The organism is Archangium sp., from assembly GCF_036388035.1.
Taxonomy (GTDB): Bacteria; Myxococcota; Myxococcia; order Myxococcales; family Myxococcaceae; genus Archangium.
Window position 1 is genome coordinate 1 of record NZ_DASVSO010000642.1, and the last position, 18,640, is coordinate 18,640.

General features: G+C 70.2%; 16 protein-coding genes. 5 read left to right on the forward strand and 11 right to left on the reverse strand.

What is annotated here, in order from left to right; genetic code table 11:
• Positions 1-477, forward strand: a 477-nt coding sequence (cmk, locus tag VF697_RS26275; RefSeq protein WP_331099462.1) for a (d)CMP kinase, incomplete at its 5' end; no start/stop codon positions are given.
• Between the two features lie 16 nt (positions 478-493).
• Here cmk and VF697_RS26280 read toward each other — a convergent pair.
• The 5 genes from VF697_RS26280 to VF697_RS26300 all read right to left on the reverse strand — a co-directional run bounded on the left by VF697_RS26280 (position 494) and on the right by VF697_RS26300 (position 6,321).
• Positions 494-1,174, reverse strand: a complete 681-nt coding sequence (locus VF697_RS26280; protein ID WP_331099463.1) for a Fe2+-dependent dioxygenase — start codon at positions 1,172-1,174, stop codon at positions 494-496.
• Between the two features lie 13 nt (positions 1,175-1,187).
• Positions 1,188-3,521: a TonB-dependent siderophore receptor gene (locus VF697_RS26285; RefSeq protein WP_331099464.1), complete on the reverse strand. Its 2,334-nt coding sequence runs from the start codon at positions 3,519-3,521 to the stop codon at positions 1,188-1,190.
• Between the two features lie 117 nt (positions 3,522-3,638).
• Positions 3,639-4,853, reverse strand: a complete 1,215-nt coding sequence (locus VF697_RS26290; RefSeq protein WP_331099465.1) for a PepSY-associated TM helix domain-containing protein — start codon at positions 4,851-4,853, stop codon at positions 3,639-3,641.
• A gap of 16 nt (positions 4,854-4,869) precedes the next feature.
• Positions 4,870-5,754 carry a TonB family protein gene (locus tag VF697_RS26295; protein WP_331099466.1) on the reverse strand — a complete coding sequence of 295 codons (885 nt, stop codon included), beginning with the start codon at positions 5,752-5,754 and terminating at the stop codon, positions 4,870-4,872.
• 75 nt (positions 5,755-5,829) lie between these two features.
• Entirely contained in the window at positions 5,830-6,321 is a 492-nt protein-coding gene (locus tag VF697_RS26300) for a GAF domain-containing protein (protein ID WP_331099467.1), read from the reverse strand.
• A 100-nt stretch (positions 6,322-6,421) separates the two neighbouring features.
• Here VF697_RS26300 and VF697_RS26305 point away from each other — a divergent pair, with 100 nt between their 5' ends.
• On the forward strand, positions 6,422-7,150 hold the full coding sequence (locus VF697_RS26305; protein WP_331099468.1) for an NAD-dependent deacylase: 729 nt from the start codon (positions 6,422-6,424) through the stop codon (positions 7,148-7,150).
• Positions 7,151-7,187: 37 nt separating this feature from the next.
• Here VF697_RS26305 and VF697_RS26310 read toward each other — a convergent pair whose 3' ends face one another.
• Positions 7,188-8,888: a serine/threonine protein kinase gene (locus tag VF697_RS26310; protein WP_331099469.1), complete on the reverse strand. Its 1,701-nt coding sequence runs from the start codon at positions 8,886-8,888 to the stop codon at positions 7,188-7,190.
• 212 nt (positions 8,889-9,100) lie between these two features.
• Between VF697_RS26310 and VF697_RS26315 the strand changes: the two genes are divergently transcribed.
• Complete coding sequence (locus tag VF697_RS26315; RefSeq protein WP_331099470.1) at positions 9,101-11,062, forward strand: ABC-F family ATP-binding cassette domain-containing protein; 1,962 nt, start codon at positions 9,101-9,103, stop codon at positions 11,060-11,062.
• An 8-nt stretch (positions 11,063-11,070) separates the two neighbouring features.
• On the opposite strand, the gene VF697_RS26320 is transcribed toward VF697_RS26315, so the two are convergent.
• The 3 genes from VF697_RS26320 to VF697_RS26330 form a co-directional block, all read right to left on the reverse strand.
• Positions 11,071-11,976 (reverse strand): hypothetical protein, encoded by a 906-nt coding sequence (locus tag VF697_RS26320; protein ID WP_331099471.1) that lies wholly within the window; start codon positions 11,974-11,976, stop codon positions 11,071-11,073.
• 220 nt (positions 11,977-12,196) lie between these two features.
• The gene (locus tag VF697_RS26325) at positions 12,197-13,219 is read right to left on the reverse strand and encodes a hypothetical protein (protein ID WP_331099472.1); all 1,023 of its coding nucleotides are present in this window, start codon (positions 13,217-13,219) and stop codon (positions 12,197-12,199) included.
• 253 nt (positions 13,220-13,472) lie between these two features.
• Positions 13,473-13,652 carry a hypothetical protein gene (locus VF697_RS26330; RefSeq protein WP_331099473.1) on the reverse strand — a complete coding sequence of 60 codons (180 nt, stop codon included), beginning with the start codon at positions 13,650-13,652 and terminating at the stop codon, positions 13,473-13,475.
• A 426-nt stretch (positions 13,653-14,078) separates the two neighbouring features.
• Between VF697_RS26330 and VF697_RS26335 the strand changes: the two genes are divergently transcribed.
• A complete protein-coding gene (locus tag VF697_RS26335) occupies positions 14,079-15,326 on the forward strand; it encodes a dipeptidase (RefSeq protein ID WP_331099474.1) in 1,248 nt (415 codons plus the stop codon).
• A gap of 105 nt (positions 15,327-15,431) precedes the next feature.
• Here the strand turns inward: VF697_RS26335 and lnt are convergent, their stop codons facing one another.
• On the reverse strand, positions 15,432-17,081 hold the full coding sequence (gene lnt / locus VF697_RS26340; RefSeq protein ID WP_331099475.1) for an apolipoprotein N-acyltransferase: 1,650 nt from the start codon (positions 17,079-17,081) through the stop codon (positions 15,432-15,434).
• Positions 17,078-17,758 (reverse strand): hypothetical protein, encoded by a 681-nt coding sequence (locus VF697_RS26345; RefSeq protein ID WP_331099476.1) that lies wholly within the window; start codon positions 17,756-17,758, stop codon positions 17,078-17,080. Before VF697_RS26345 ends, lnt begins: the two co-directional genes overlap by 4 nt.
• A 103-nt stretch (positions 17,759-17,861) precedes the next feature.
• Between VF697_RS26345 and VF697_RS26350 the strand changes: the two genes are divergently transcribed.
• Positions 17,862-18,640 (forward strand): hypothetical protein (locus tag VF697_RS26350; protein ID WP_331099477.1); only part of this gene is annotated, 779 nt, incomplete at its 3' end.

Genomic DNA, 18,640 nt, shown 5'->3' on the forward strand with positions numbered 1-18,640 from the left:
GAGGTGGTGGGCGAGGACAACCACGTGTTCCTCGACGGGGAGGACGTGTCGGGGGATATCCGGACGCCGGAGAACTCCATGGCGGCCTCGCAGGTGTCGAGCCGGCCGGTGGTTCGCTCGGGGTTGCTGTCGCTGCAGCGGCGGCTCGCGCTGGAGGCCCCCAAGGGCGCCATCCTGGAGGGGCGCGACATCGGCACGGTGGTGTTCCCCGACGCCGACGCGAAGTTCTTCCTGCAGGCCGATCCCGACATCCGGGCGCGCCGCCGCTACGAGGAGCTCTTCCAGAAGGGCCTGGAGCGCTCGCTGCAGGACGTGCTGGCGGATCAGATCAAGCGCGACCAGGACGATGCGTCGCGCGAGGTGGCCCCGCTCAAGCCGGCGGATGACGCCGTGCGGATCGACTCGACGAGCCTGCCGCTGTCCGAGGTGGTGCAGTCGCTGGAACTCGAGATCCTCGCGAGGATGTCCAAGCGGTAGCGGCTGCCCCTCGTGACTAGGGCTCGGCCCACTGCCTGAGCAGGTTGTGGTAGACGCCCGTCAGCATGACCAGGGAGGGGCTCTTCGGCACCTCCTTGTTGAGCTGCATGATCGACATGTCCAGGTCGAACAGCAGCGAGCGCCGCGAGACGTCGCGGACCATGCTCTGCACCCAGAAGAACGACGCGAGCCGCACGCCGCGCGTCACCGGCGTGACGTGGTGCAGGCTCGTGGACGGATAGATGATGAGGTCTCCCGCCGGCAGCTTCACCGCGTGGCTGCCGTAGGTGTCCTCCACCACCAGCTCGCCGCCGTCATAGCTCTCCGGCTCCGACAGGAAGAGCGTCGCCGAGACGTCCGTGCGCAGGCGCAGGGACGTCCCGGTGATGGGCCGGATGGCGTTGTCGACGTGCGAGCCGAAGCTCATGCTCTCGTCGTAGCGGTTGAAGAGCGGTGGGAAGACCCGCTGCGGCAGCACCGCCGAGATGAACAGCGGGCTGCGCTCCAGGGCCGCCAGCACCATGTCCCCCAACTCCCGCGCCTCGGGGCCGTTCTCCGGCAGCTGCAGGTTCTTCTTCACCTGAGCGGACTGGTGGCCGGCGGTGACCCGGCCGTCCGCCCACTGCGCCTGGTCGAAGACCTCGCGGCAGCGGGCCACCTGCTCGGGCGTGAGGACGTTGGGGATGTGGACCATCATGCGGGGAACCTCTCTAGAAGCGGACCCGGGCGGTCAGGTTCGCCGAGCGCGCCTCGGCGGGAACGGCCTGCGAGCCGTAGTACTGCTCGTAGTACAGCGCGTTCGAGATGTTGTTCACGTTGAGCTGGAGATCAACCCTGTTCCACAGCGCGTAGCTCGCGAACGCGTCGAAGCGCCAGAAGTTGGGCACCTTGACGAGCGCCACGTTCTCCGCGGTCGGGTTGTTCGCCGTCGTCACGTCCTGGTACACGGCGCCGCCACCCAGCGTGAGGTTCTCCAGGGGCATGACCGTGGTCCACAGCGACAGGCTGCGCTTGGGCGTGCTCGGCAGCCTCTGGCCCACGATGAACTCGTTGCTGTGCTTGCGGATCTCCGAGTCCAGGTGCGTGTAGCTGGCGATCACCCTCCAGCGGCTCGTGAGCGTGCCAGTCACTCCGACGTTGAAGCCCTGCACGCGCTGCGCGCCCTCGAGGATCGTCGGCGGCCCCTCGGGGTTGGTGTTCGGCACGCGCGCGTTCGTCTTGTCCACGCGGAAGACCGCCGCCGTCAGGCCCAGCCGGTCCTCGAGCAGGTCCGCCTTGGCGCCGACCTCGACCGTCGCGTTCCGCTCTGGCTCCAGGCTGACCGTCCCGGTGGTGAGCACGCCGGCCTCCGCCGACGGGTTGGCGGACGTGCCGTACGTCACGTAGAGACTCGTCTTCTCCAGCGGATGGCCCACGAGGCCCACGCGCCAGTTGAAGATCTGATCGCGGCTCTTCAGGTCGGTGACCGTCCGCGTGCTGTCCTCCGCCTTGTAGCGGGTGTCGAAGACGTCGAAGCGGACGGAGCCGAGAACCTCGAGGAAGCGGGTGACCTGGATCTGATCCGCCGCGTAGAGGCCCACCGTCCACTGCCTGCCCTGGTTGGCGCTGGTGAAGACGGGGCTGACCACGGAGAGGTCGGGAGCGGGATCCGGATTGAACAGGTCGGCGGAGAGGTTCGGCCCGGAGGGCAGCCCCACCGCGTTCAGGTTGTTGCGGTTCTGGTCCCGCGTCTCCAAGGACAGCTCGAGCCCCGCGTTCGCGGAGTGCTTCAGGATGCCGGTCTGGAGCTCGCCGCGCAGGTTCGTCTGGTTGGCGAGGTAGGTGTTGTCCGTGTTGGTCTCGAAGCGCTGCCGGCCGATGGCCGTCGGGCTCCCGCTGGTCAGGGTGAGCCCGCGAGGCGCCGTGGGCAGGGCGTAGCGGTCCACCGCGCCCAGGCGCAGCGAGTTCGTCAGCACGGGACCGTTGCCGCCACCGCCAAAGCGGTGCTGGAGCTGCGCGGTCGCGACATGCGCGTTCACCCGCTCGGCATCCGAGCCCTTCACGCCGTAGAAGGTCTCGCGCGCGACGCCCACGCTGGTGGCGACCGGGTAGCCACCGAAGTAGGGCAGGCCATAGTCCGGGGTGCTGTCTTCCCGCTGGTAGAGGTAGTCGACCTCGAGCGAGGTGCTCTCTCCCCACGCGATGCGCGCCGAGGGGGCGAAGCCCGCGCGGTTCTCCGTGACGGCGTGACGGCCCGCCACGTCGGCGAGCTGCCCCACCGCATTGACGCGGACCTGGACGCGGTCGCTGATCGCCTGGTTGAGGTCCACCTCGAGGCGGCCCGAGGGCGCCGTGCCGCCCGACAGGCTCACGTTCCGGAAGGACTGCCGGCCCGGCTTCTTCGTGACGAGGTTGATCGCCCCGCCCGTCGAGCCGCGCCCGAAGAGCACGGAGGAGGGCCCGAAGAAGACCTCGACTCCGCCGAGGTTGAAGGTGTCTCGGGTGAACCAGCCGAGATCGCGCACGCCGTCGCGGAACGTGTCCGTCACCGCCGAGAAGCCGCGGAGGTTGAAGGCGTCACCCTGGCGGCCGCCCTCGCCGGCGGTGATCGTGATGCCGGAGACGTTGCGCAGGGCGTCGCGCAGCGTCGTCGCCTGCTGCTGCTCGAGCACCACCTCGGGCACCACGGTGACACTCTGGGGCGTGTTGACGAGCGGGCCCGGCAGGCGCGTGAGGGCGCTCTCCTGGGTGTTGAAGCCCTCCACCTCTTCCTCCACCTGGACGGTGGGCAGCACGAACGTGTCCTGGGCGCCGCCCGGCGTCTCCTGGGGGGCCGGGGCGCTCGCGGCCGGCTGCTCGGGCAACACGGAGACGGCCCTCGGCGCGTCGGCGGGAGGCGTCACCTCCTGGGCGAGCGCGCTGCTCGCGGCCAGGGCCGACGCGAGGCCGACCGCGGCCTGCCCCAGCGGCCACAGCGAGCCGCGCAGCCCTCCGGAGATGCCCTTCGTGGAACGGATGCCCGTGCTGCGCGTCTGGGGAGGGGTGACTTTGCGAGTGATAGTCATAATCAGTGGGTGGACAGAGGCTCGCCTCGGTCATCTGGCCGAGGTTCGAGCGGGGGGAGTGGGGTGCCGCGCGTCAGCGGGGTGGGGAAGGTTGAGCGTGCGAGCCCTTCGAGGGACTCAGATCGTCGGCTCCGTCTGCTCGGAAGCCGTGACGGGCTCCGGGGAGGCAACGCGGGTCCGGCGTGGGAAGAACCGCCTCCAGGACAGGGCGAAGCCGGTCCACACGAGGAAGGCGCCTCCCAGCGAGGCGAGGGCGGCGACGAGCTGGCCGAGCCACCCGAGGGCCTCGCCCGTGTGCAGGAAGCGCATCCACGAGCGGACCTGTCGGCCGAGGTTGTAGTCCGCGAAGGTCTCGCGGCGCAGCGTCTGGCCGGTGAAGGGATCGAAGGAGAGCTGCGCCGAGGCGAAGAGGGGCCAGCCGCCCTGCTCCCGGATGGAGAAGGCGAGGGCCTGCGGGCCCTGGGGGGCGTTGCCGCGCGGCGGACCGCCGAGGCGCACGGTGATGCTCTCCCAGGCCGGCACCTGCTTCTGGGCCTCGGTGAAGAGCGGGTCGAGGCCGATCGGCTTCGCACCGGCCGGGGGCTCGGGGACCTTGACGGCGGGCGCGGCGGCGGGACCCTGGGCGGCGGGGGGCGTGTTGCCGGTGAGCTTGAAGACGAGGTCCGAGGCCCACTTGTACGAGATGACCATGCCCGTCGTCGTCAGGACGATGAGCACCGGCAGGCACCAGAAGCCGATCACGTTGTGCCAGTTGAAGTCGCGAGCCTTGCCCTTCAGCCCGCGCTTGAACCAGAGGGTGGGCCGCATGGAGCGCAGCGTCCACTTGCGAGGCCACCACAGGTACAGGCCGGAGAGGGCGAGGAACAGGAAGGCGGTGTTGCTGACGCCGGTGATGGCCTTGCCCACGGCGCGATTGTCGCCCTGCGCGCCGAGCCACCGGTGCCACTCCTCCATGGCATGGAAGAAGCCGCGCCAGCCCCGAGCGCCCTGGTCCCGCACCTCGCCCGTGTAGGGATTCACGTAGACCGCGCTGGTGCGGCCGGTGCTCACCACCACGGCGGCGGTCGGCTCCGGGTACACCGTCACTCCCGAGGGCTGTGCCTCCGGTCGGGCGGCGCGCACGCGGGCCAGCAGCTCGTCCACGGAGAGCCGAGGGGCGTCTGGCGCGGGCGCCCGCACCTGGCGGTTCTCGCGGTCGGCCCAGTCGAGGATCTGGTGCTCGAAGGCAATGGCCACCCCGGTGATGGACATGCTCGCGATGACGAGCCCGGCGATGACGCCGGAGACGAGGTGCGGCCAGAAGATGATCTTGCGGAAGGTGCTGCTGCTCATGGGGGGCTCTGCGCTGTCACTTCAGGGAGAACTGGACGGGAATCTCGACGATGACGCGCACCGCTCGCCCCTGGTGTCCGAGGGCAGGGGAGAAGCGCCACTGGCTGACGGCGGTGATGGCCGCCGCGTCGAGCCCGGGAACGGAGCGGATGACGCGCGTGTGCTCGGGCTCGATGCGTCCATCCGTCCCGATGATGACGCGCACCAGCACGAGCCCCACGAGGCCGTCGGCCTTGGCCCGCCGGGGGTAATGAGGCTTGACCTGCTCGAGCACCCGCGGGGCACGCGCCACCTGCTTCAGCTCGAGGGCCGCCCCGCCCGTGGCCCCCACCATCCCGCCCTCCCGTCCGTCGAGCACGCCGTCCACGAGCCCCGCGACGACGCCCCCCAACGCCGCGGTCCCCGTCGCCACGTCCCCCTCCGCCGGGGCCTCGTCAGGCGCCCCTTCGTCCTGCACCGCCTCGAGGTTCGCCGTCTCCTCGGCGGGCTGCTCCAGCGCCGGCTCCTCGGGCGCCTTCGTTGGCAGGGGCGTCGGTGCGCGATTCTCCGGGCGCGGGAGCCGGGTCCGGGCCTGGCGCTGCACCCGCTCGGCCACCGCCGCGCGCGAGGACGTGGCACGGGCAGCCGCGGCGGGCGGGGGCGGGAAGCTGAAGAACACCAGCTCCGGCTCCTCCCTCACCGGCGCTTCCTTCACGACACCGCCCGACATCGAGAGCCCCGCGAGGAGCAACCCGGCGTGGACGAGGACGGTGAGCAGGAGGGCCCGTCCCCAGCGTCCCGACTCCCCGTCGGCCTGGGCTGCCTCGCCCATGCGGAAGAGGCCCACGGAAGGCCGGACGTCCACTCGGGGGCGCGTGTCGCTGCCGGGCATCCCGATATCGAAATTGAGAATCGTTCTCATTTCCACGGCGCCAAGGAATACTCCTCGGCCGTTGGCCCGTCAATGAGGAGAGCGGGCCGCCGTGTCACATTTGGGCTACCGCCGGCGCGAGAACCAGCCCATCAGCTCCTCGAGCGCGCGGCGGTCCACGTCGTCGAAGGTGGCCTTGTGCTCGGAGTCGATGTCGAGCACGGCGATGAGCTCGCGGTTGGGGCCGAAGACGGGGACGACGATCTCCGAGGCCGAGCGCCCATCGCAGGTGATGTGGCCGGGGAAGGCGTGCACGTCCTCGACGACCACGGTCTCGGCCTTGGCGGCGGAGGTGCCGCAGACGCCCTTGCCGAAGCGGATCTCCAGGCACCCCAGCGTCCCCTGGTAGGGGCCCACGCGCAGCAGCTTGCCGGGCTCCACCACGCGGTAGAAGCCGGTCCACAGGTGACCGAAGGCGTGGTGCAGCAGGCAGCTCATGGTGGCCATGCCGGCCACGTCGTCGTGGATGCCCTCGAGCACGGCCTCGACGTGATTCTTGAGCTCGGCGTAGGCCTCGGCCTTGGGCAGGCCGCGCAGATCCAGGGTGACTTCAGCCATGGTGTGTGATCCTCGAAACGCGGGCCGGCGCGACCTCGCACCGGCGTGCGGCGCATGTTTAACCTGAACCCGTTCCAGCCGCGATGTCGGGGGAGGGCCCATGGAGACGCTGCGCATCGATGGAAATACCCGGCTGCTCGTCATGACGGGGGCGGGGGTGTCGGCGGAGAGCGGGATTCCCACCTTCCGGGGCTCGGACGGGCTCTGGGAGAACCACCCCGTCGAGCAGGTGGCCTCGCCCGAGGGCTTCCACGCGGACCCGGCGTTGGTGTGGCGCTTCTACTCGCAGCGAAGGACGGGGGCCCGGCCCTGCGTGCCCAACCCGGGGCACCTGGCGATCGCCGAGTGGGAGCAGATGCTGGGAGACCGGTTCCTGCTGGCGACGCAGAACGTGGACGGGCTGCACCGGTTGGCGGGGAACCAGCGGTTGGTGGAGCTGCACGGCAACCTCTTCACCACGCGCTGCACGCGGTGCGAGCGGCCTCCGTTCGAGGATCGGCTGGCGTATCCGGAGGGGACGGTGCCCCTGTGCGGCCAGTGCGGAGGGCGGCTGCGCCCGAACATCGTCTGGTTCGGCGAGCCGCTGGACTCGCGGGACCTCCTCCAGGTGGGGGACTTCCTGAGGCGGGACGACACGCGCCTGGTCTTCATGGCGGTGGGCACGTCCGGAGCGGTGTGGCCGGCGGCGGGCTTCGTGGACACGGCGCGCAAGTCGGGCGGCGAGACGTGGCTGGTGAACGCGGAGCCCGCGGAGAACACGGGCCGTTTCCACCACTTCATCCAGGGCCGCAGCGGCGAGGTGCTGCCGAAGCTGGTGACCTTCGAGTAACCCCCCGAGCCCGTTGCCCGGGGGGTGGGCTCCGGGGCTACTCGAAGATGGGGACGGAGTCGTCCTTCTCTTCCTTGCTCGGCTTCACGGGACGCGCGGGCCGGGAGGGCTCGGGCGCCGGAGCGGCCTTCACGGGCTCCAGCGTCACGTTCACTTCCTGCGAGTCCGACAGCTCGCCCTTGAAGTCCAGCTTGCGCTTCACGGTCTGGTGATTCGCCAGCCGGAAGGTGAGCTCGTGGGGCTCGTCCCGGCGCAGCTGGCGAGCTGTCGGGGTCGTGCCGATCTGCACCTCCCCGTCGAACACGGTGGCGCCCGCGGGAGTCGAGTGGAGCTGCACGCGGATCATGTCGTCCTGGACGGGAGCCGCGGCCTTCGGCTCGGGGACGGGCTCCTTCTTCACCTGCGCCACGACAGGCGGGGCGGAGGCGGGAGTGGCGGGACGCAGCAGGACGACCGCGGCCCCGGCGGCGATGAGCAGCAGCGGCACCGCCACGAGCGCGATCTTCTTGCCCGTGGAGCCGGCCTGCGTGTCCTCGGCGAGCGACTGGGTGTTGTGCGGGGCAGGCGCGGTCTCGGGGCGAGCCGGCCTCGGGCGAGCGGCCGAGGCGGAGCCACTGCCCCCGCGCGCGGCACCCCCATTGGAGGGCTGGGAGCCACGAGCCGCGGACGAAGCGGCCCGGGCCGTCGAGGGCTGGGAGCCCGAGCCCGGGGCCGCCACCGAGGCGCGCGAGCCCGTGCCCCGGGCCGCCGAGGCGGGAGGCCGGGAGCGCGCCGACGAGCTCGGAGACGAGCGACCCGGCCGCGACACGCTGCGCTGGCCGGGGCGGCTGGCGTTGCCCGCTTCGGGGGCCGAGCCGGTGGGAAGCGCGTCGAGCTCCTCGGGAGACAGGTCCGCCACCGCGTCCAGCATGGCGTCGATGAACTCCTGGGCGCTCTGGAAGCGATCCTCCTTCTCGCGGGCGAGGGCCGTCTGGAAGAAGTCCTCCAGGGCCTGCGGGACGGGAGCGCCCTGGCGCTTGGCGGCCACGGTGGGCGGGGGCTGGGTGAGGGCGGCGGTGAGCGCCTTGCGCACCGTGTTGGCGCCGTAGGGCGAGGTGCCGGTGAGGCAGTAATAGAAGACGCCGCCCATCGAGTAGAGGTCGGAGCGGTGGTCCACGCCCTCGCCGCCGGCCTGCTCGGGCGGCATGTACTGTGGCGTGCCGAGCACCTGGCCGGTGGAGGTGAGCTGCTCCTCCTCGTCCTGCTCGAGCGCCTTCACCAGGCCGAAGTCCAGCACCTTGACGAAGTCCCGCTTGTCGAGCTGCTGCACCATGATGTTGTGCGGCTTGATGTCGCGGTGGACGGCGCCCTGCTCGTGGGCGTGGGCCAGGCCGCGGCAGGCCTGCTCGATGACGTCCAAGGCGCGGCGCAGGGACATGGCGCCGTCACGCTTGACGAGCTCGCGGAGGCTCTCGCCCTCCAGCAGCTCCATGACGTAGTAGCAGGTGCCGTCCTGGGCGCGCCCGAAGTCGTAGATGGTGATGACGTTGGGGTGGCGCAGGCGGCTGGCGATCTCCGCCTCACGCCGGAAGCGCTCGAAGAACTGGGGCGCGGCCGCCAGCGACGGGTTGAGCGTCTTGACCGCCACCGGCCGGTGGACGGACGTCTGGGTGGCGCGGAAGACCATGCCCATGCCGCCCTGGCCGAGCACGTCTTCAATCTTGTAACGGCCATCGAGCACCTGACCGATGAGCGCCATCTGGGCGCCACCACAGAGATGATCGGGACCTTCGGTGCTACCGCAGTGTTGGCAGGGGGAAGCCATCAGGCCGGCGAGTATAGGCAACCCGCGCGGCCGGGGGCAGGGGGACTGACGGGGGGGAGCCCTGGTTTTTGGCGTGGAGGGGGAGCGGGCAGGCACATCGGGCGTTCCCGTGGGGCCGCCGGGCTGTTACACCCCCCGGATCCGCTATGAGTCTCGCCATTGCCCAGGACATCTGCCTCTCCTACGGGAAGAAGGTTCTCTTCGACAATGAAAGCTTCACCCTCGGTCCCAAGGACCGCGTGGGCCTGGTAGGGGCCAACGGCACGGGGAAGAGCTCGCTGATGAAGATCCTCGCCGGGGCCCAGCACCCGGACTCGGGCACCATCACCTACCGGCGCAAGGCGCGCATCGGCTACCTGCCCCAGGAGCTGGCGGGCCTGCCCCAGGGATCGGTGGTGGACGCGGTGATGAGCACCGTGCCCGGCCGGGACTCGCTGGAGTCGCGCCTGCGGGAGACCGAGGCCGCGCTCGCCGGGGCGACGAGCGAGGAGGAGCAGCTGGAGCTGGCCCAGACGCTGGCGGACCTGCACACGGAGCTGGACCACTTCGAGGAGCACTACGGCCGGCACCACGCCGAGCGCATCCTCAAGGGCCTGGGCTTCCGCGAGGCGGACCTGGCCAAGCCCACGGGGGCGCTGAGCGGCGGCTGGCGGATGCGCGCGGCGCTGGCGGGCCTGCTGCTCCAGGACCCGGACCTGCTGCTGATGGACGAGCCCACCAACCACCTGGACGTGCCGACGCTGGCGTGGTTCGACGGCTTCCTGAAGCGCTCGAACAAGGCGGTGGTGCTCATCTCGCACGACCGCGACTTCCTCAACCGGCAGGTGAGCCGCATCCTCTCGCTGGAGATGGAGGGGCTGCGCTCGTACGTGGGCAACTACGACACGTACAAGCGCCAGCGCGCCGAGGAGATGGAGCAGCTCAAGGCCCAGTCCGAGCGCGTCGAGGCGCGCAAGGCGGAGCTGCAGGCCTTCATCGACCGCTTCGGCGCCAAGGCCACCAAGGCCCGGCAGGCGCAGAGCCGCGCGAAGATGCTGGAGAAGATGGAGGACGTGCAGGTGCTCGAGGAGCGGGCCACCATGCGCTTCCGCTTCCCGGAGGTGGAGCGCTCGGGGCGCGACGTGGTGCTGCTGGAGGGCATCCAGAAGCGCTACGGGGAGACGGTGGTGTACTCGGGGCTGGACGCGCGGGTGGAGCGCGGACAGCGCATCGCCGTGGTGGGCGCGAACGGCGCGGGCAAGACGACGCTGCTGAAGATCATCGCGGGCGAGCTGGTGCCGGATGGCGGCACGGTGAAGCTCGGGCACAACGTGGTGATGGGGTATTACGCCCAGCACCACGGGGACAAGCTGGACAAGCACAACACCATCATCGAGGAAGTGCGCCCGCTGGCGGCGGACAAGCCGGAGAGCTTCGTGCGCGGGGTGCTCGGCTCGTTCATGTTCTCGGGTGATGACGTGGACAAGCCGGTGGGCGTGCTGAGCGGTGGCGAGCGGGCGCGCGTGGCGCTGGCGAAGCTGCTGCTGGTGCCCTCCAACCTGCTGCTGATGGACGAGCCGACGAACCACCTGGACCTGGACTCGACGGAGATGCTGATCGAAGCGCTCCAGGGCTACGGGGGCACGCTGGTGTTCGTGTCGCACAACCGGAGCTTCGTGAACGGGTTGTCGACGCACGTCTGGGACGTGGTGGGCGGGAAGGTGGAGTCGCACTCGGGCAACCTGGACGACTACCTCTACCACCAGGAGCAGCTGCGGCTGGCGGCCGATGCGGCGGGGCTGGGCGAGCGGCTGGCGGAGAAGGCTCCGACGGCGGGCATGTCCGAGAAGGAGCGCAAGCGGGTGGAGGCCGAGGCGCGGCAGAAGCGCAGCGCCGTCGAGGGCCCCATCAAGAAGGAGATCGCCAAGATAGAGGAGGCGATCTCCAAGCTGGAGGCGGCGCAGAAGGAGCGCGAGACGCAGCTGGCGGACCCGGTGCTCTACAACGACTTCGCGAAGGCCAAGCCGCTGATGGACACGCACCGCGAGGGCAAGGAGCAGCTGGAGCAGCTCTATGCCCAGTGGGAGGCCGCACAGGAGAAGCTGGCCGAGGCCACCGCTTCACTCTGAGCGCGCGACTACCGGTGGTGCCGGCCACCCCAACGGCCGTCCCAACCCCCTCCGTGGTCACCCCTGTCTCCCCAGCGGCCGCCCCTGTCTCCCCAGCGGCCGCCACGATGGTCGTCTCGGTACGGGCTCGCGTCATGGTGGCGGCGGCGGTGATGCCAGCCGGGGCCTGACCAGCGCCGGTAGTAGTGCGGGCGCACCCCGGGGTAGTGCCGCCAGGAGTGGAAGAAGTGGTTGGGGTGCCCCCACCTCACGGCGATTCCCGCGTGGCGGTACTCCGGAATGACGACCCGGACCGAGCCACGGACGGCCCAACCCCCGTCGAGGAAGACCCACCAGGGCCCTCGCCGGACCCATCTCGGTGCGACCAGGACCAGGCCCGGCTGGGGAGGCGCGACCCAGGTCCCCTCAATCCAATTCCACTGGCTGCCGGACCAGTACCAATAGCCGGGGGCCCACGTGAGGTTCGGGTCGGGAGGGGGCGGCGGAGTCTCCACCTGGAGCTGCGGGGGCGGTTGGGACGTCGCGACCTGTTCACTGGTCACGTCGATGGGGATCTCCACCTCCGTCGAGCCGAGCCTCGCCCAGCCCCCCGAAATCCAGAGCCAGACGTCTCCGTCCTGTTGCCAGTAGCCGTTGATGAACTGATAGCCCGGCATCCGCGCGACCCAGGCCCCTGGCTTGAAGCGCCACTGGTCGCCGTCCCAGTACCAATGACCGGAGGTCCACACCGCGTCGGGGAAGGGGCGCGCCGAGGGCGTCTCTGGAGGGAGTGCCGGAGGCGGGGAGGGGGCCATGGGCGCCACGTCCACTTCCTCGGTGTACTCGGAGTCTGGCGCCGTCACCGGGGCCGTCTGCGCATGGACGACCGGTGTCGCCAGACCCACCACCAAACAGACCAACCATCGACGAGTCATGACGTCGTCTCCGCTCAGGCCATGGCAGGCCCCGTGGATGGGGCCTCATGGGTGAGACGCTCACGACTCGGCTCTATTCACGCTCCGTTTCACACGGCGTTGGAGCCCGTGAGGGAGGGAGCCTCGGGTCCTCTGCTCGCCCAGCAGCAGAGCGAGCTTGCTCGACGTGCCCGGGCCTCCGAGACACGAGGTGTCTCGGAGGTTCGCGAGGCTCAGGCCCTCAAGGGCTCGCGCGGGGCGCGCCCGAGAGCTTCCAGCTCACATCCAACGAGGCCATGGGCGCCGCGTAGCCGAGGCGGTAGTGGCTCCGCCACTCGTAGGCGCCACCCAGGGACACGCGCACCTTGGACAGGTCCAGGGCCAGCCCGAGGCCGGCCCTCGCGCCCGCCGCCGGAGAGTTCGTCGTGTAGAGCAGCGGCCCTCCCGAGGCATACACGTGCAGGCCCAGGCGCTCATTCGGGGGGAGGATGGGATAGGCCAGTCGCGCGTCCGCCATCACCAGGAAGATGGGGCCCGAGGAGAAGCGCGTGGAGGCGAGCGCCGTGAGGCCCGCTCCCGCCCTCAACCCGCGGAAGAGATGCACCGAGCCCTGCACGCTCGCGCCCCACAGCGGGAGGGGCGTCGTCACCCTCTGCATGTCAGCCTCGCCGTGCACACCGGCGTACAGCTCGAACGAGTCGCGGAGCGAGGACACCGAGACGAACTCGTTGACGACGGGCTCCGGAGGCAGCTCGGCGACCGGTGGGGGCGCGGCCTTCGCGGCCTTCGCGGCCGCAGCCGCGGCAGCCTCGGCCGCAGCCGCGGCATCCGCCTCGGCCTTGGCCTTGGCGAGCTGCTCGGCCTTGGCCTTCTCCCGCTCGGGGCACTCGGCCCGCATCCTCTCGAAGAGCTCATCCAGGGCCGCGGGCGGCTTGGCGAGGGGCAGGCTGGCCAGGGGCTCCTGCAGCAGCGCGAGGCAGAAGGCGTCCTCCGCCTGCGTGGTCTGCTCGAGCCCCTGGTACAGGACGCCCTGCATCAGGTCCACCCACAGCTGCTCCTCGGTTTCGAGGTTCTCGGTACACCCGGGCGTGGAGAGCTCGGCGAGGGCGTCCTCGTTCTTGAGGGCGGAGGTGAGACGAGCCACCTTGCGGAGACAGGCGTTCTTCGTCTTGTTGGGCAGGGTGACGCGAATCGGGCGCGCGGCGAGCGCCGCGGCCGGAAGGAAGGTCACCAGGGTCAGAACAGTCAGCAGCGAACGCTTCATGGGCAAGGGTACTCGGTGCAAGACGCCCCCCAGGGCGAGTCCGACGGCACCTTACACCGAGGAGCCACCACCGAGTCACGGGGGGTTGTTGCCCAGGCCCTCCTCATCGCCCCCGGCGGGTGGGGTCCCACCGGTTGACAAGGGCCGGATCCATGGCCCGTGTCGTCCCGGGGGGCAGGGGGGAATTAAAAAGGCCGTGCCCGAGAAGTCGGACACGGCCTTAGAGGTGTTCGCATGACGTTTGGGCGCAGGCTCACATGTCCAGCGGAGGCTGGGGACCCGCGACGATGTGCGCGATGTCCGGATCCACTCCGGCCTCAGCGGTGGGGCGCTCGGCCTTCTGGCGCTTGCGCTCCTCGCGCTTGACCACCTTCTCCTGATTGCGCTGCTGACGCGCCCGCTCTTTCTGCCGCTTGATGAATGTGACGGTCATAAGACTCCAATGGAAGAGGTGAGGGAGAGGCCCGTCTCCTTCCTGAGACGAGGCCCATGCTTAACAGTCTTGAAGCAGAGAAACAGTCCCGCCGAGTAGGCCGGCGGAGACAAGGCCGGCCTGTGCGCTCGGAGCGGAGCGCCGTGCCTGTAAATTAAGCACCTGGGCCGGAGATGCCACCCCAAAATCGAGGGAGGCTCCCACCTACTTGTAGCCCTTGCGGCGGGACAGGGGAAAAGATTCCGGGGAATAAAGAAGGGATTTACCCTGCCTGCAACTTCCGGCCCGATTTCTCGGAAAATGGAGAAAACAGTATACCACTCCTGGTCCGGACTCCCGAGAGTCCCTCGGGGAGCCCTCCATGCAGCGGCGCGGCGGAGACTCTCCAGGTCGTCAGCTCCGCGTCGGTGCGCTAAGCGAGGACCCATGAGATTGACCACCGCGTCCCTCTGCCTCGCCCTGCTCGGAACCCTGTCCTGCTCCCACGGCTCGAACCGTCAGGAGCCTCCATCCACGGACCTCACGGAGCGCAGCCGTGCGCTCGCCAGGCGCGTCATCATCGCCGATGGCCACATCGACGTGCCCTACCGCCTCAAGGAGAAGCTGGGCCCCGATGGCGAGCCCACCGAGGACGTCTCGCAGCGTACCCCGGGGGGGGACTTCGACTACCCGCGCGCGGTGGAGGGCGGGCTGGACGTGGCCTTCATGTCCATCTACGTGCCCGCGGAGCTCCAGCAGCAGCCCGGGGCCTCGAAGGCGCTGGCGGACTCGCTGATCGACATGGTGGAGAAGCTCGCGGCCCGGTCGCCCGAGAAGTTCGCCATGGCCCGCTCGGTGGAGGAGGCCCGGCGCAACTCCCAGGAGGGCAAGGTCTCCTTCGCCCTGGGCATCGAGAACGGCTCGGCCATCGAGGACACGCTGGACAACGTCGCGCACTTCCAGCGGCGCGGCGTGCGCTACATCACCCTGACGCACTCGAAGGACAACCAGCTCTGCGACGCCTCCTTCAACACGGGCAAGCGGACCTGGAATGGCCTCAGCCCGTTTGGCCGCCAGGTGGTGGCCGAGATGAACCGGGTGGGCATCATGGTGGACGTCTCGCATCTCTCGGATGACGCCATCCGCCAGGCGGTGGAGGCGAGCCAGTTGCCCGTCATCGCCTCGCACTCCTCGTGCCGCCACTTCACGCCCGGCTTCGAGCGCAACATCAGCGACGAGCTCATCCGCGTCGTGGCCGCGAAGGGTGGGGTGGTGATGATCAACTTCGGCTCGGGCTTCCTCACCCAGGCCGCCAACGCCTACGAGCTGGAGGTTCGCGGGGCGCTCCAGGCGTTCGCCGATCAACGCGGGCTGAAGGACCGGGACCATCCCGAGGTGCAGGCGTTCATGGCGTCCTACCTGCGTGAGCACCCGGCCCCCTTCGCCCGGGTGGAGGACGTGGCCGATCACATCGACCACGTGGTGAAGCTGGTGGGCATCGACCACGTGGGACTCGGCTCGGACTTCGATGGCGTGGGCCCCACGCTGCCCATCGGGCTCAAGGACGTGTCCCAGTACCCCAACCTGTTCCGCGTGCTGCTCGAGCGCGGCTACAGCGAGGCGGACCTCGAGAAGCTCGCCTCCGGGAACGTCTTCCGCGTGTGGCGGCAGGTCGAGGCCCACGCCGCGCGGTAGTGCGTGCAGAGGCTGAGGAAGAAGGAGGGCACGGGGGAACCAGAGCAGCCCTCTTGACGCCGGGCGCTCGCGGAGAACGCGTCCTGGTTCCAGGAGCCCGGCGTGTCAGCCTGTCGTGTCCGGCCGTGCCTTCCGCCGTGCCAGGAGCGAGGGCGCGAGGAGCAGCACCAGGCTCAGCACGAGGGCGGTGGGGCGCAGCCAGTCACCCCAGGCCACCATCAGCGTGGTCAGGCGCGGGCTCGGGGGGACCGTCACGGCCGTGCTTCCGCGCTGCGCGTCCGGAACCTCGGTGAGCACCTCGCCCGTGGGGCTGATGAGGGCGGAGATGCCCGAGTTGGTGACGCGCACCTGCGGCAGCCGCGTCTCGATGCTGCGAAACACCGCGTGCATCAGGTGCTGCCTGGGCGCCGGCGTCCCCGAGAACCACGAGTCGTTGGACAGCGTCATGATCAGCTCGGCGCCCCCGCGGGCCTCCTCGGCGACGTAGCCGGGGAAGATGGACTCGTAGCAGATGAGCGGTGCGATCCGGAGCGACCGGCCTTCGCTCAACTGGAGCGCCAGCGTCTGGGGACCGGGCCCCCGCTTCCAGTAGCCCGTCCAGGGCAGCTGCTCGCGGAGCCACGGGGAGTCGATCGACTCGGGCACCCACTCGGTGAGCGGGAAGAGCATGGTCTTGCGGTACGCCGAGCGCGCCAGCGCCCCGTCCCGGCCCGGACCCAGGAACATGGCGACGTTGTACTCGCGCGCCTGCTCCAGGTCGTACGTGCCGAAGAGGAGCGGCACCCTGCGCCGCGAGACGAACGCGTTGATCTCCGCGTCGAACTCCGCGCCCGCCTCGCTCTTGGGCGTGCCGAAGGTCGTCGGGTACACCGTCTCGGGCCAGACGATCAGGTCCAGCTTCCGGTGGCGCAGCAGCTCGTCCGAGAGCTGGTAGTGCGTGTCCAGGATCATCCGGTCGACGTCGTACGTGCCCAGCTCGGCCGCGAGCTTCTCGTACTTCGTGATGTTGGCCTGCACCACGCCCACCACGAGGTCCGGCTCCTTCGCCTCGTGCTCGGCCACCTGCCAGTAGCGGAGCTTCCCGTACCCGAGCCCACCCAGCACGAGCGCGGCCAGCACGGCCAGGGGCGCCAGCGCGCGCCGGGAGCCCCCGCGAGGGCCCTGCTCCACGAGCGCCTTGCCCGCGGCGAGCACGCACTCGTTGGCGAGGAGGATGACGAGCGTGAGCCCGTGGGTCCCCGCGATGTCCGCGCCCTGCCGCAGCAGCTCGGACGGGTAGAAGCCCTGCCCCAGGGTGACGGCGAAGAGCTTGGGGCACAGCCACTCGGTGCCCACGTAGACGAGCGCGCCCGTGAGTGGGACGTACCAGAAGGCCCAGGGGCCCTCCACGCGGACCTGGCACAGGTGGTGGCGCGCCAGCGCGAAGGTGATGAACTGCAACTCCATCAGGGGCGCCAGCAGCAGGAAGGCGAGCCAGCAAAGCACCAGGGGCGCCCCGGAGTAGCTCTGGATCGCCGCGGGGAACCACCCGAAGACGGCCGCGTTGAAGGCCATGCCGAGCACCACACCCGAGAGCACGGCCTCGCGCCGGGAGCCGGCCCGGTCCAGCGCCCACAACCAGGGCACGAGCGCCACCCAGCCGAGCGCTACCCAGCGCGCCTCCAGGCGGCCGAACAGCCCCACGAGGAGGGTGGTGCCGGCGACCCCGAACAGCAGGGCCGCCAGACGCTTCGCGCGGAGCGCACTCGCGCTCATGGAATGGGCTCCACTCCTTCGGGCCCTTCCGGCATCTCCAGGATGTCGATGGGCATTCCGGGTGGCGCCATCTCGGGCGGGACGACACGGCTCTCGGGCAGCTCGACGGGCTGTCCGTTCGCGTCCGTCGGCTTGTAGTCCGGATGGAACATGAGGATGGGCTTCACGCGCTCGCCGTTGTCCGTGGCCTGGTAGTGGCGCACGTAGCCGGGGGGCAGCTCGAAGTTCTCGGGCACGACGATGCCCTGCTTGATCGGCTTGGCGCCCGGGCGGTACAGCCCGATTCCCTCCGCGCCTCCCGAGGGCGGTGTGGGGTCCTGCTTCAAGGAGGGCTCCTGCTGCTGGGGCGCGGGCTCGGATGCGCGAGCCGGTGTGCCCCGTGTGGGCTCGGGCTGTGCGGCGGGCCGAGCGGCCGGTGGCGCCGACTTCGGAGCGGACCAGGAGGGAGTGGAGGAGGGGGCGGCCTGGTTCTCCGCGACCCTGATTGGCGCGCTCTCCGGGGTGTCCGGAATGGGGTCCGGCGAGGAGACGAGCCAGAGGCTCAAGGCGAGGCACACGACGGTGAAGCCGAGCGCCAGCCAGACGATCCACGTCCCACTGCCCGTGCGCTGTTTCTGGATGCGGATGACGCCGTCACGGTCGACGTGCCGCTCATTGGTGGGAGGCTGCGAAGCCATTCTCGTCCCTGTTCTCCGAGCCTCGTATGCTACGGGTCCGCTGTCGCCCGGGCAATCCGTCGAGGAGCCAGGGCGGCCCACGCCTCCCGCTCCCATGCCCGCCATGCCCGCTGCCGACGCATCCTCCGAGCCTTCCGCCGACGGCCAGTCCATTGCCCCGCGCTTCCAGGTCCACGCCTACCCGCTGGTGCTGCGGCTCGCTACCTCCGGGCTCCAGGTGCTGCTGGCGGTCAATACGCTCTACGTCCTCACGCTCATCTTCTTCTTCACCTTCACCGGGGCCATCAACCCCAAGCCCCCCGGACGGGCGCTGTGGTTCGCGCTGCTGTCGTTCGCCCTGTTCGGCCTCTTGTGGTTCATCCGCTGGCTCACCACCGCCAGCCTCTTCGTCGAGCCGGAGCGGCTCGTGCTGGAGCGCCGGGGCGATCGGTTCGAGATCCCCCTCGCCTCGGTGGAGGCCGTCCGGGTGTGGCGCTTGCTCGTGCCGGGGGCGGGCCTGTCGCTGCGGATGAAGTCGGGGCGGGGTTTCCAGTACGCGCTGCGGGTGGCGGATCCCCAGCCGGTGCTGGAGGCGATGGGCCGGGACAGCCCGAGGGCCTCGGCGGCGGCGCGGCACCCGCACACGGCCTTCGCGCATGCCCGGTCCGGGCTGGCCCGGCGGCGCTGGTACTTCTGGGGGCTCAAGTTCGTCCTGTTCCCGCTGCTGCCCACCGGCGTCATGTTCCGGGCCAACCAGTACATCACCTACGGCGGGCCGTTCGAGCAGTACCGCATGTACGGGCTCGGGCCGTACCTTCAGTCCTTCTTCACGTATTGGGTCTACTTCACCGCGGTGCTCGTGGGAGTCGCGGGCGCCCTGCGGGCCCTGTTCGAGCTGGTGGC

Excerpts from the sequence above, each read along its gene's own strand:
- VF697_RS26290 (WP_331099465.1), bottom strand. The coding sequence starts at position 4,853 with ATGAGCAGCAGCACCTTCCGCAAGATCATCTTCTGGCCGCACCTCGTC.
- VF697_RS26280 (WP_331099463.1), bottom strand. The coding sequence starts at position 1,174 with ATGATGGTCCACATCCCCAACGTCCTCACGCCCGAGCAGGTGGCCCGC.
- VF697_RS26330 (WP_331099473.1), bottom strand. The coding sequence starts at position 13,652 with ATGACCGTCACATTCATCAAGCGGCAGAAAGAGCGGGCGCGTCAGCAG.
- VF697_RS26335 (WP_331099474.1), top strand. The coding sequence starts at position 14,079 with ATGAGATTGACCACCGCGTCCCTCTGCCTCGCCCTGCTCGGAACCCTG.
- VF697_RS26320 (WP_331099471.1), bottom strand. The coding sequence starts at position 11,976 with ATGACTCGTCGATGGTTGGTCTGTTTGGTGGTGGGTCTGGCGACACCG.
- VF697_RS26345 (WP_331099476.1), bottom strand. The coding sequence starts at position 17,758 with ATGGCTTCGCAGCCTCCCACCAATGAGCGGCACGTCGACCGTGACGGC.
- VF697_RS26300 (WP_331099467.1), bottom strand. The coding sequence starts at position 6,321 with ATGGCTGAAGTCACCCTGGATCTGCGCGGCCTGCCCAAGGCCGAGGCC.
- VF697_RS26285 (WP_331099464.1), bottom strand. The coding sequence starts at position 3,521 with ATGACTATCACTCGCAAAGTCACCCCTCCCCAGACGCGCAGCACGGGC.
- VF697_RS26295 (WP_331099466.1), bottom strand. The coding sequence starts at position 5,754 with ATGAGAACGATTCTCAATTTCGATATCGGGATGCCCGGCAGCGACACG.
- VF697_RS26310 (WP_331099469.1), bottom strand. The coding sequence starts at position 8,888 with ATGGCGCTCATCGGTCAGGTGCTCGATGGCCGTTACAAGATTGAAGAC.
- VF697_RS26315 (WP_331099470.1), top strand. The coding sequence starts at position 9,101 with ATGAGTCTCGCCATTGCCCAGGACATCTGCCTCTCCTACGGGAAGAAG.
- lnt (WP_331099475.1), bottom strand. The coding sequence starts at position 17,081 with ATGAGCGCGAGTGCGCTCCGCGCGAAGCGTCTGGCGGCCCTGCTGTTC.
- VF697_RS26305 (WP_331099468.1), top strand. The coding sequence starts at position 6,422 with ATGGAGACGCTGCGCATCGATGGAAATACCCGGCTGCTCGTCATGACG.
- VF697_RS26325 (WP_331099472.1), bottom strand. The coding sequence starts at position 13,219 with ATGAAGCGTTCGCTGCTGACTGTTCTGACCCTGGTGACCTTCCTTCCG.